We start from the raw sequence: 12559 nt of genomic DNA, 5'->3' as shown, positions 1-12559 counted from the left end.
CACCGGATTTGGTATTGCAGTCTGCCTGAGCGATGGCTAAGGGCACGTCATGGCATCCCAAGGCACTCTTTTGATCACCGGTGGCGCAGGCTACATCGGCTCACACACGGTGAAGCATCTCCTGGCCCAGGGGGAGCGCCTGGTGGTGCTGGACAATTTGGTCTTTGGCCATCGTGAGGCCCTGCCGCTGGATCAGGTCACCTTCATCCATGGTGACATGAGCGATGCGGAGCTGGTGGACCAGATCTTCTGCGATCACCAGCCGGAGGCCGTGCTGCACTTTGCCGCTTACGCCTATGTGGGGGAATCGGTGACGGACCCGCTGAAATACTACCGCAATAACTTGGCCGCCCCGCTGGTGCTGCTGGAGGCGATGCAGCGCCATGGCTGCCGCCGTTTCATTTTTTCCTCCACCTGCGCCACCTATGGCAATCCCGTGCATGTGCCCATGGATGAGAGCCATCCACAGGCCCCGGTGAACCCGTATGGCGCCAGCAAGTGGATGCTGGAGCGGGTGCTGCGGGACTGCGACCATGCCTGGGGCCTGAAGTCGGTATTCCTCCGCTACTTCAACGCCAGCGGCTGCGACCCGGAAGGCCAGATCGGCGAGGATCACGATCCTGAGACGCACCTCATCCCGCGCATCCTCATGGCGGCGGCGGGGGAGATCGCGGACATCACCGTTTTTGGCACGGACTACCCGACGCCCGATGGCACCTGCATCCGCGACTACATCCATGTCAATGATCTGGCCAGCGCCCACGCTCTGGCCCTGGGCTACCTGCGCGGCGGTGGCAGCACCGAGGCCGTGAACCTGGGTACCGGGCGCGGTTTCAGCGTGAATGAGATCATCCAGACCGCCCAGGCTGTGACGGGCAAAAGCATCCCGGTGAGCTACGGCCCACGCCGCGCCGGCGACCCGCCCGAACTCATCTGCCAACCGGCGAAAGCGAAGGCCCTGCTCGGCTGGGAAGCCCAGCACCAGGACCCGCGCGAGCACATCCAAAGCGCCTGGAACTGGATGACCGGCCCCAAAAAAGGCCACTACGCGGAGTGAGGGGATGGGCCTGCGGCAGAGGCCCAGGATAGAAGGGGGCGAATGAGGATGAATGGGGGCCTGCAAGTGGGACGCCGTAGCCCGATCCCCTGCCCCGCCCAGTGCCTAACTGATACCTTGCCGGAAAGGTGGGGTAGAGGATAATATAGCATGAAAGCTGCCCTGCTCCTGACTCTCGCCCTGGCCTCATCTGCATGGGCGCAGGGGACCACGCTGTATTCCACGGGCGCACCGACGGATGAGGAGCAGCTTTACCTAGAGATGATCAACCGTGGCCGGGCCAATCCCACCGCAGAGGGCCAGCGCCTGGCCGCCACCACGGATGAGGCCGTGCGGGCTGCCATGGATGGCTTTCAGGTGGATGTCCCGCTGATGCTTCAGGAATTTGCCGCGCTGCCCGTGCGCCCGCCTTTGGCCATGAATGCCCAGCTTACCCAGATGGCACGCGGGCACACACAGGACATGCTGGACCATGCCTTTCAGGGGCACACCAGCAGCAATGGAGATGACCTGGGAGATCGTGTGATCCGGGTGGGTTACCCCTTCACGGCGCTGGGGGAAAATGTGTTTTCCTTTTCCCAATCCGTCTTCCATGGCCATGCGGGCTTCCAGGTGGACTGGGGAAACGACGGCGATAACGATGGCATGCAGGACCCACGCGGCCACCGCGAAAGCATCCATGGTGACTTTCGTGAAGTCGGCATCGGTGTGCTGAAAGGCACGAATTTCAATGCCACCACGCAGCAGGGGGTGGGGCCGCAACTGGTGACGCAAAATTTTGGCAGTCAAGTGAGCAGCCTGGCCTACGTCACGGGCGTGGCCTTTTATGACCTGAATGGCAATGACTTTTATGATCTGGGTGAGGGCATCGGTGGCCTAACCGTGAATGTGGCAGGCTCCAGCTTCCATGCCATCACGGCAAACTCAGGCGGCTATGCCGTGCCGGTGCCCACGGCGAATGCCAACCGCACGGTGACTTTTTCCGGCCTGGGGGCCAATGCAACCGCGCAGGCAAACATTGTCGGCGGAGCCAATGTGAAGGTGGACTTTAAGCCTGCCTTTGTCTCGCCCCTGCCTACGGGGTCGGTCGCGCCGCTGGCGGGCACAGCGGCGGCTTACACCTTCCCCGCCGTGACGGGGGCCACCGCGTATCAGTGGGAGGCGCTGGCCCCCCAGGCAGCCGCGAATGATGGTGCGGAGAGTTTGACCCGTGTCACCCAGGCCACCACGGGCACGTACAGCCCGCGCTCCACCACGGTGAAGCACGCAGGCACGGCCGCGTATCGGCTGACGCATCCTGAAGTGGCCTACACGGCGGAGCGGCTCACCTACCCGGAGACCTTTGTGGTGCAAGCCGGTGGCCAGATGAGCTTCCGCAGCCGCCTCCGCTTCGCCACGGAAAACCAGGTGGCCAAAGTGCAGGTCACCGCCGATGGCGGCACTCACTGGGTGGATGTTTACGCCCAACCTGGGGCCACGCCCAGCGGCCAGAGCAGCGTGGCTGGAGAGGCGTCCTTCCAGCTCCGCACGGTGTCCCTCGCGGCTTTTGTGGGAAAGCACGTCCAGATCCGCTTTAACTATGAGGTGCAGGGGGGAGATTTTTTCCCCGGTACGGATGCCGCTCTGGGCTGGTATGTGGATGAGGTGACCTTCAGCCAGGTGCTGGATGCCACCAGCGGCGTGGTGGCAGCAGTCACTCCCGGGCAGACGGGCTTTCAGTTCACCCCACCGGCGACGGGGCGTTATTTACTTTCGGTTAGGCCGATCATCTCAGGTCGCACGTGGCCCTTCAGCCTGCCGCTGGAGGTGAATGCTCAACTGCCCCCGGTGGACATCACGCTCCTGCTGCCGTCCCAGCCCGCCTTCGTTCCGGGCGCGGCCAGCCTGGCTTTTCAAAGTGTGGGCGTCGGCACCAGTGCCACGCAGACCCTCATCATTCAAAACTCCGGGACGGAAAATCTCACCAGTCTGGCGGTGGAAGTCACCGGCACACACGCGGCAGATTTCACGGTCGGCAGTCTCGCCAGCAGCACTCTGGGTGCCGGTGGGGAGATGCAGGTGCCGCTCACCTTTGCCCCCCAGGCCACAGGCGCACGCACGGCCACGCTGCGGGTGCTGAGCAATGACCCGGACGAAAGCCCCTTCCTCATCAGCCTCAGTGGGCAAGGCTCGAATGCCCTGAGCATCGCCCTTCCACCGCGCAGCCAGGTGGTGAAACTGGGCAGCACCGCCACCCTCAGCGTCACGGCAGGGCCTGACGTGCAGAGTTACCTCTGGCGGAAAAATAGCCGCCCGGTCCCAGGGGCCACCGGGGCCAGTCTCACCTTTACCAGCACCCAATTGACGGATGCTGGCACCTACACCGTCCATGTCACTGGGGGGCAGCCCGTCTCCTCGCTGGATAGCTCTGCGGCCCGCCTTGCCGTGGTGGAGGATAGTGAAAAAACACTGGCCCTCCAGGAAAGGAAAGCCGTGACCCTCACCGCCAAGGCCGCAGGGCCTAACCTTCAGTACGAATGGAAAAAAGTCGGCGGCCCCAGCTTGGAAGAAGGCCCCAATCTCATGGGTAAATTCACCCCCAGCTTAACGCTCAAAAACCTCCTCACAGCCCAGAGTGGCACCTACGTGTGTGAGGTGAAAACCGGGGACAGCACCGCCACGGCGGGGGCCACCACGCACCTGCGCATTTACCACGATGTCCCCATCGTGAATGCCACTCAAAATCTGAAAGAGGGCATCGTGGGGGGCTCCTTTTACCACGTCATTCGCACCAGTGAATTGGTGCACAAAACCCCACTCTCTTACGCGGCCAAAAATCTGCCCCCAGGCCTGAAGGTGAATGCCAAGACGGGCGAAATCACCGGCATCCCCACGAAGCCTGGCACCTATGAGGAGGTCTTGCTGATCGCGACCAATGGCGTGGGCTCTGGGCAAAGCCGCCAGACGATCACCATCGAGCCCTACCCCACGGGCCTGGCGGGAGCCTACGTCGGTTTGGCTGAGCGTCATGCCGTGGTCAATCAAAGGTTAGGCCAGCGGCTAGACCTCACCCTCACCAGCCTGGGTGGGTTCAGCGGTAGCCTCACCCAGGGCAGTGTGAAGATGCCCTTCAAAGGCCAGTTAACGCTGGTCTCCGGCGGTGCCGCGCTGCCATTCGGCCAGGTGCAGATCCAGCCTCCCGGCAAGCCGCTGCCAGCTCCGCTCACGCTGACGTTTGAGGTGGACTTTGCGAATCACCGCCTCACCCAGGCCAGCGTGGCCGCCTCCGGCCAGCAGGTGCCGCTCACGGCTTGGCATCAGAAATGGAATGCTAAAGGCCCTGCTGCCTCCGCCTTCCAGGGCCTGCATACCTTTGGCCTGCGGCTGAAAGAGGCCAGCGGCCTAACGGGTGATGCGGATGTGCCGCAGGGGTGGGGTTACGGCTCCTTCACGCCTCTGGCAGATGGCAAGCTCATCGCTGCGGGTCGCACGGCGGATGGGGAAAAATTCACCTGCGCCTCCGTGCTAGGCCCGCAGGGGGAGGTGCTGATGTATCAGGCCCTCTACACCACTCCGGTGAAGGGCAGTTTGTTAGGCCTGCTGACGCTGGACCCTGAGATGCTAAATGACCCGGATGACAACACCGTCACGGGCGCGCTCACCTGGACACGTCCGGCCAGCGCACTGGCCTCCGCGCGGCTGTACAAGGCTGGCTTCGGCCTGCCTGGCACGCCCGAGGAAGATCCCGTGCCGCTGGAGGCTGTGGGGGCACGGCATGTGCCGCCGGTGGGCCCTACGGACGTGATCTTAAACCTCCAGGCCGGGGTGCAAAATGGGCGTGTGGAATTCGACTTTGCCGAGATCGAAACCACCTCAGACAATCCTGATCAAGACCTGAACATCGCCCTGAAAAGCAAGATCACCGCCTTTGCCCCTGCGAGCAATCCCGCCGCCACGCGCCTCTCCGCCGTCGTGACCACGGGCCTGCTCAGTGGCAGCTTCACCCTCACGGATGCGCCCAGCGCTGGGGCAAAGGAAATCAAACGCAGCGTCACCCTCCAGGGCCTGCTGATTCGGGAGGGGGTGAATTATCGCGGTGTCGGTTACTTCCTGCTGCCCGCCCTGCCCAGCCCCGGCGGCCCGGTGGCCACGCCCATCCTTTCTGGCAGCGTGTTGCTGCGGCCTCAGTGAGGGCGTGACACATCTGGTGCTTGCACAGGTGGCCTCTCTTCGTCAGGATGCGCTCTTAAATGGCCGTCCTGCTGCGACATGCCCGTCTCCTATACCTGCTCGCCCTGTTTCAACTGCTGGGCGGGCCTTTGGTGTTGGGCGGCCTGATGATGGTCACGCGCCTCATGGCAGACCGGGAGATGACACTCGCCCAGAGCGTCACCCACACGCTGGAAAATCTGGAAGGTGCAGCCGCCCTCAGTGCTGGGGAGTGGACTTGGTCCGCAGATGAAGGCCTGCAGCCGCCGGTGAAACCGCACGGCCCTGCGCCTGCGAAGCTGAAAGACAGCAAGAGCAAACTCTGGGCGCTGAATGACTTTGCCCAGCCGGGCTGGCGGCGACCTGCCGTGCTGAAAATCCCCACCGGGGCCGGGCATGATCCCGTGCCTCACCGCCGTGCCCAGGCACCGCCGCTGCCGCCGCCACGGAGTTGCTGATGTGAGCACGTGACCCTGCCTTCGCAGCATGGCCCGTCTCGTCATACACATGGCCTGTCTCCCAGGTCACTCTCAGCACCTGCACCGGTATTCCACCGCTCTGCGCACTCTTTTCATTCTCTTTTCATGTCACTCTCCCGTCCCCTTTCCAAGGCCCTGCTGGCCCTCGTCTTCGCCAGCACCGCCACGGCTCAAGAAGCCGCCCCAGAAGATACCCCTACCCTGCCCGAAATCATCGTGGTGGGAAAAGCCAGCAACCTCCTCGGCACCACTGATGGCGCCTCCAAAGGCCGCGCCACGCAGGAGGACTTCATGTCCCGCCCGCTGATGCGTCGCGGTGAAATCCTGGAGACCATCCCCGGCGTCATCATCACCCAGCACGCAGGCGGGGGAAAGGCCAACCAATACTTCCTGCGTGGGTTCAATCTGGATCACGGCACGGACTTCTCCATCAGCCTGGATGGCATGCCGCTGAACATGCGCACCCATGCCCACGGCCAAGGCTACACGGATTTAAACCCCGTCATCCCCGAGCTGGTGCAGGCCATTGACTACGCCAAGGGCACCTACACTGCGGCGGATGGCGACCTCTCCACCGCTGGCAGTGCCAACTTCCTCCTGTGGGACACGATGCCGGAAAACATCCTGCGACTGGAGTTCGGCGAGTACAATTATTACCGCGCCCTCATCGCTGGCACCCTCCCCATCGTGGCGGCTGAGCAGCAGGGCATGCAGCAAGGCCTAACCTACGGTTTGGAATACAATTATTACGATGGCCCTTGGCAACAGGCGGAGGAGTTCAATCGCTGGAACGGCCTCCTGCGCTACTTCAAAGGGGATGAGGATAACAAATTTTCCATCACCTTCATGGGCTATCGCGGGAGCTGGGTCAGCACGGACCAGATTCCCCGCCGCGCGGTCATCAATGGCACGCTGGATCGCTTCTCCACGCTGGACCCCAGCGCCGGTGGCGACAGTGAGCGTTACAGCCTGAACATGGCCTATGAGCACCGCGATGACGACGTGGTCACCCGCGCCAATCTCTACGGCATTTACTACTCGCTCGGCCTTTTTTCCAATTTCACCTACTTCACCCAGGGGCCTCAGGGAGACCAGTTTGAGCAGTCAGAAAAACGCTGGGTCTTCGGCGGTCAAGTTTCCCGCACCTGGGAAGACCGGGACCTCTTCGGCATCAAGTCGGATCTCACCCTCGGTTTCCAGACTCGGCATGACCTCATCAACGGCATCGGCCTTTACCAGACCCGCAACCGCAAACGCTTCGTCACCACCCGCGAGGATGACATTTGGGAAGGCAGCGCCGGTCTGTATGGCGAAATGGTGAACCGCTGGACACCGTGGTTCCGCACTGTTCTGGGCCTGCGCGGAGATCTGTATTACTTCGATTCACTCCAGAGCACCGTGAATGGCGAAGACGCCGAGTGGGCAGGCATCATCAGCCCGAAATTCAGCGCCATCTTTGGCCCCTGGCATGAGACGGAGCTGTACCTGAACTTCGGCACCGGCTTCCACAGCAACGATGCCCGTGGCGTGACGGCCCGCTCCCTCCAGGCAGACCCCCTCGTGCGCACCATGGGCGCAGAGATCGGCCTGCGCACCCAGGCCATTCCTGAACTGACCACCACCCTGGCGCTCTTTTGGCTGCAGAGTGACAGCGAACTCATCTACGTGGGCGATGCCGGCACAAATGAACCCGGCCCCGGCTCTGAGCGCTACGGAGTGGAGCTAGCCACCTACTGGCGGCCTAACCAGTGGTTCAGCGCGGATGCCGAGGTGGCCATGACCTACGCCCGCCTGAAGGACAGTGGCAATGCCGACCGCATCCCTAACAGCGTGCCCGTCATGTTCAGCGGCGGTTTCACCCTGGGTGCCCAGGGCAATGCGGATGGCTGGTTCACCGGCGTGCGCGTGCGTGCCTTCACCGGGCGTCCGCTGGAAGAAACCGGGCGGATCGAAGGGCGCGAAAGCTTCATGGTGAATGGCACCGTGGGCTACCGCCGCAAGAACTGGGAAGCCGCCGTGGATTGCCTGAACATCCTCAATCGTGCGGATAACGACATCGAATACGCCTATGAGAGCCAGCTACCAAACGAAGCCGTAGCGGTGAATGACGTGCACTTTCACCCCGTGGAGCCGCGCATGTTCCGCTTCCGCGTGACCTACCGGTTTTAAAGCCTTCCACCGTCCCTCTCCCCCTGCCCTGCCCCACTCTACTGGTTGCCGTCCCGGTGAGTGGGGGTGGGTTTGCCAGGGCGGAAGTGTTCTTCATGCTCCAGCTTGGCGGTGAGGGTGGGGAACTGGGCGGCGGTGGCGGTGAGGCCGGCCTGCACGGCATGCATGAGGGTGGCGGGGTCGGCTTCGGCCCGGAGGTTGACGATGAGCTGACCGCCTTCGCTGGGTTCATCCAGTTCCATGCCGAGCTCAGGGATGTAGTCACTGCGCACCAGATTGATGGAGGCCAGCTCCCCGGCGATGCCGTCATCCGGGCTGTAAGTCATTTTGAAGTGGGCGATCTCGGTGCCGTCTTTTTGCAGGCGCTGCTGCACGTCTGTGGCGAGGGCGCGGAGGAAGTCATTGGCCTCGAATTCCTCCGTGGCTTTCAGGGTGACGGTGGCATTCAGCCAGCCCAGCAGAGCCTCGCCATCGGCATAAACTTCGTAGTCCACGGCCATGGGATTGCGGCGCGCCTGCTCATCTGTCATGAGCTGGACAAAGAGGTCTGCGAGGCCGGTTTCCTCCCGGGGTGAGGCGGTGACGATGCGGGCCAGGGGGAACTCCCGCTCCAGCACAGCGCGCAGTTCCTCACGCTCGGTTTGGCCGATGAGGTCGCTCTTGCTGATGACGATGATGTCGGCCTCTTCGAGCTGTTTTTTGAAAATGTAGGCGACCTTGTTTGAAAAGGTGCCGCCGGCATCCAGGCCGAAGACGCGGCGCGCCCGCACGGGGTCCACCAGGACACTGAGGGGGGCGATGGTGAAGGCATCCCCATACATGCGGCGGAGGGGATAGGTGACAGTGGCGACGAGATCCGTGCAACTGCCGACGGGCTCGGCAATGAAAACGTCGGGCTTGGATTGGTCAGACAATTTGTTAGCCGCATCCACCAGGGTATTGAACCGGCAGCAGAAGCAGCCGCCAGCGATCTCCTCGGTGGCGTAGCCTTGGCCGCGCAGGAGCTTGGTATCCACCAGCCCGCCGGCCTGATCATTGGTGATGAGGCCTACGCGCAGCCCCTGGTCCGTGAGGTGGCGCGCCAGGCGACCCACCGTGGTGGTCTTTCCGGCTCCGAGGAAGCCGCCGATCATGATGTAACGTGCTTTGGTAGGCATGGGCTCTTTTGAAGCAAGGGACGCAGGTGCGCAAGTGTCACCGCAGGGGGGCTATTTAATTTGCGCAAAGTGGCAAATAAAACCCGCGAAGGTTGTGGTTTCTTTCAAAGATGTGCCTCAAGGGGGAGGGATTACTTGGCTGGCCAAAGTTGGTTGAAGGCCTCGACGGTGCGCTCGACGAGCACTTGGCCGCCCTCTGGGCCGATGCGGCTGCTCTGGATGATGGCGCTGTAACTGCCACCGGCCACGGCGCGCGGGGTGGGGAGGTAACCGCCGGAATTTACCGCAAGCTGGATGAGGAAGGTCTGCACGGCAGGGCTGCGGGCTTTCATCTGCACGCCGTAGTCGGTGAAGAGTTCAAAGGGATTCGTGGCGATGGCTACCTCCCCCAGGCGCAGGGCGTGCAGCTCCATGGCGTAGGTGCCGGAGGTGCCTTTCTTTTCGGTTTCATGGCGGTCCACCACGCTCTGATTCCAGAGGTAGCGCCACTGTTCCTGGGGATTGTCTCGGTACTTGGCGGCCTCGGCGGTGGCATCGGCCAGCTCCTTTTCCGTGACTCTGCGCCAGGGCAGGTCCAGGGTCTGGACGCGGTGGGAAAGCAGGGCGCCGGTGACGGGATCGAGCTGAGCGACTTCATAAGCTTCCTCCCAGCCCCGCACGATGCGGCGGGCGATTTCCTCAAGCTGGGTGAGCCCCCGGAGGCGGCGCATGCGCTCTTCCGCCGCGTGATCAAACATGGGGCGCGGCACCTGGTCCCCACCCGCACCGGTCCAGGCGAGGACGTGCAGCTTTTCGCCATGGCGCTCACGCAACTGACGGCGCACGGGGTCCCAGAAATCCGCATGGATGACGCTGAGCCCCTCCACCACCTGGGAGGGGCAAGGAACGTTCACCGCGGTGACAAGCAGGTGATCCTGCAGGTCCCAAAAGAACAGGACATCCAGGTGATGGTCTTCATAACCTTCGATGCCGCGAAAGTCCGGCAGGTTGGTTTTGCCATACATTTTGGCCGTGCCATCGGCATAGGTGGCGCGGCGGTTTTGTGCCACCACGGCCTGCCCCTGCCCCCAGCCGACTTTGCCCGGCTGGCGCTGCGCCCAGCTCTGCACGGCGGCCTCCACGATGCGGTCCGTGAGGAAGGCGGTGTACTCCTCCCCACTCATGACGCCTTTGCGCAGAAAGCGGTATTTTTCACCGTCGGTGGTGATGGGGGCGGTGTGCGTGTGGGTGGCATTGAGGACGAGCTTGGTGAGATCAAAACCGGGGATCTTTCCCTGGGCTTTTTCACGCACTTTTTGAGTGATGCCATCGCGGATGGCCACGAGGTCGCAGGAGATCAGGATGGCCTGGTCCAGCACGGTGTCCCCTTCCCGCGACTCGAGCGCCAAAGCGGTGATGCTGATGGGCGTCTCGGGCTTTTCCGAAATGCGTGTGTGCATCTGGCCAGACAGAGGCACTGGCCGGTCTGGCGTGATGTCCACCGTGGCAGCGCCGATGTGGAGCTGGGAGGCGTGCCCAAAACTGGAGCCTAACCAAAAGAGCGAAAAAAGGGCACTGCGGACATGTGAAGGTGAAATCATAGCGGCGAAGGCAGAAGGGCCGCTGAAAGTACGCGCCCGCTGGCGTGATTCTTTGGAGGAACGATCCAGGGGGCGGATCTACCAGACCTGGGTGAAAGCTGCATGGAGGCAGCTTGAACTTTGGGTGCTAAGGGAGGCAGGGCTGCCTAGGCTTCCTCAAACTGGTCCAGGTGAAACTGGCAGCAGCCGAGATCCAGCGTCTGGGTGCCGGGTTTCATGCGTGTGCGGAAGGCCTCCGCCAGGGAATAGACGCGCTGCTGGCTGTGCTTTTCCACTTCGATCAATCCGGCCTCGCGCAGCACGCGGAGGTGCTTGGAGGCATTGTAAGGGGTGGCGGAAAGTTCTTCGCACAGGTCATTCACACAGCGGGGGCCGCCTAACAAAGAACGCACCAAAGCGAAGCGTGTGGGCTCCCCCAGGGCACGCATGGCGGTGAGGCAGTCAAAGTGGACACGACGGCTGCGAGGCATGGGGAGATGATGACGCGGACTGCGGGGCTGTGCAAGAGCAGGCTGTCGCCAGCTCAGGCATCGGGGCCTTTTTCCAGCGGCAGGTCGGGCTGCCTGCGGAATTTATTCCACTGATCAATGGCGCCCCAGGTGAGGTAAGAGAGGACGTAGCCCACGGGGGCCAGTGCGCCGCCCAGGAAGACGCCGCCGAGGAACATGGCCTTGGCAAACTGGATGCCGCGAGCCAGCGTTTCATGCTCTTCCACGATGGCGGCAGCGGCGGCGGTGGGATCGCCAAACTTATGCATGATCCAGGTGCCCATCCAGTTTTCCAGTAGGCCGATGGGGGCGAGGGTGGCGGGATTGCTGAGCCAGCAGAGGGCGATGGCGATGGGGATATTCACCCGGAAGATGGCGGCCAGGATGGCAGCGGTGGGCATCTGGATGGGCAGCAACTGCACGGTGACAAAGAGGCCCACGGCCATGCCGCCCGCAAAGGTGTGCTGGGTGGGCTTCCACACGCGTTTGTCCAAAAAGTGACGGGCAAACCAGCGCATGATGGGGCTGGTCTTCAGCTTCCGGGGATGCTTGAAGAAGCGGTAGGTCTTGAAGATGGAGCGGCGAAAGTAGCCTTTGGCAAAGTCAACCATTCAGGGGGCGGTTCAGTGGTTGAGTGTGGCCGCGTAAATCAGCAATCCCGCACCGAGGAGGATGCGGTAGATGGCAAAGCTATTGAAGGTGTGGCTCTGCACGAAACGGATGAGCCACTTTACCACGACGAAGGCGGACAGGGCACTGACCAGGGTGCCTAGGGCCACCATGGACCAGTCTTCGCCACCCACGCCGTGATCTTTGATCTCGGAAAAGATTTTCAGCCCGCCGGCAGCCATGAGGGTGGGGATGCCGAGGAGGAAGGAGAACTCGGTGGCGGCAGGCCGGGCGATGCCGAAGGCCATGGCCATCATGATGCTGGCCCCGGAGCGGGAGGTGCCGGGAAAAACGGCGGCGAGTAGCTGCGCGGCGGCTACGGCGGCGACGACGACCCAGGTGATCTCAGTGGTGCCTGCTTTCCCCCGATACACGCGCTCCAGCCAGAGGATGATGATGCCACCGATGAGGGTGGCCCAGGCCACGGGGGGCACGGTTTCTGGCAGCTCCACATCCAGCTTTTTGATGACCAGGCCACCGGCGGCGGTGAGGATGAAAGCGGCGGCTAATTTGGCCAGGTAATCCCGCGTCTCTGGGCTGCCGAGGCTGAAGGCTAACTGCTTTACCCGCTGGGTGAAGACGGCGAGCACGGCGAGCACGGCCCCACTCTGGATGACCACGTTAAAGAGGTCACTTTTGGCAGGTAACCAGCCGAGGGTCTGGGGAATCAAAAGATGCCCCGTGGAGGAGATGGGGAGGAACTCGGTAACACCTTCGATGATGCCAAGCAAGATAACGGAGAGCCAGTCGGGCATGAGAAAACAGGTCAGGA

General features: G+C 62.6%; 9 protein-coding genes. 4 read left to right on the top strand and 5 right to left on the bottom strand.

All coding sequences use genetic code 11. The features are described 5' to 3' along the window. Positions 1-49: 49 nt before the first annotated feature. The 4 genes from galE to HNQ64_RS08330 all read left to right on the top strand — a co-directional run bounded on the left by galE (position 50) and on the right by HNQ64_RS08330 (position 7893). On the top strand, positions 50-1057 hold the full coding sequence (galE, locus tag HNQ64_RS08345; RefSeq protein WP_184207436.1) for a UDP-glucose 4-epimerase GalE: 1008 nt from the start codon (positions 50-52) through the stop codon (positions 1055-1057). A gap of 150 nt (positions 1058-1207) precedes the next feature. Further along, positions 1208-5227 (top strand): choice-of-anchor D domain-containing protein, encoded by a 4020-nt coding sequence (locus HNQ64_RS08340; protein WP_184207434.1) that lies wholly within the window; start codon positions 1208-1210, stop codon positions 5225-5227. 59 nt (positions 5228-5286) lie between these two features. After that, a complete protein-coding gene (locus HNQ64_RS08335; protein WP_184207432.1) occupies positions 5287-5703 on the top strand; it encodes a hypothetical protein in 417 nt (138 codons plus the stop codon). Positions 5704-5829: 126 nt separating this feature from the next. Then, positions 5830-7893, top strand: a complete 2064-nt coding sequence (locus HNQ64_RS08330; RefSeq protein WP_184207430.1) for a TonB-dependent receptor — start codon at positions 5830-5832, stop codon at positions 7891-7893. A 38-nt stretch (positions 7894-7931) separates the two neighbouring features. Here HNQ64_RS08330 and HNQ64_RS08325 read toward each other — a convergent pair whose 3' ends face one another. From HNQ64_RS08325 to HNQ64_RS08305, 5 genes are all read right to left on the bottom strand, one after another. Then, positions 7932-9050: a GTP-binding protein gene (locus HNQ64_RS08325; RefSeq protein WP_221305390.1), complete on the bottom strand. Its 1119-nt coding sequence runs from the start codon at positions 9048-9050 to the stop codon at positions 7932-7934. A 131-nt stretch (positions 9051-9181) separates the two neighbouring features. After that, positions 9182-10630, bottom strand: coding sequence for a hypothetical protein (locus HNQ64_RS08320; RefSeq protein WP_184207428.1), 1449 nt, complete (start codon positions 10628-10630; stop codon positions 9182-9184). 146 nt (positions 10631-10776) lie between these two features. Then, a complete protein-coding gene (locus tag HNQ64_RS08315; RefSeq protein ID WP_184207426.1) occupies positions 10777-11100 on the bottom strand; it encodes an ArsR/SmtB family transcription factor in 324 nt (107 codons plus the stop codon). Positions 11101-11153: 53 nt separating this feature from the next. Further along, positions 11154-11729, bottom strand: coding sequence for a DUF2062 domain-containing protein (locus HNQ64_RS08310; protein WP_184207424.1), 576 nt, complete (start codon positions 11727-11729; stop codon positions 11154-11156). A gap of 12 nt (positions 11730-11741) precedes the next feature. After that, entirely contained in the window at positions 11742-12542 is an 801-nt protein-coding gene (locus tag HNQ64_RS08305) for an undecaprenyl-diphosphate phosphatase (protein WP_184207422.1), read from the bottom strand. Between the last annotated feature and the right edge of the window lie 17 nt (positions 12543-12559).

Origin of the sequence: Prosthecobacter dejongeii (genome assembly GCF_014203045.1) — a bacterium.
Lineage (GTDB): Bacteria > Verrucomicrobiota > Verrucomicrobiia > Verrucomicrobiales > Verrucomicrobiaceae > Prosthecobacter > Prosthecobacter dejongeii.
The sequence above is the reverse complement of the archived record's forward strand: the minus strand, read 5'-3'. Positions and strand labels throughout refer to the sequence as shown.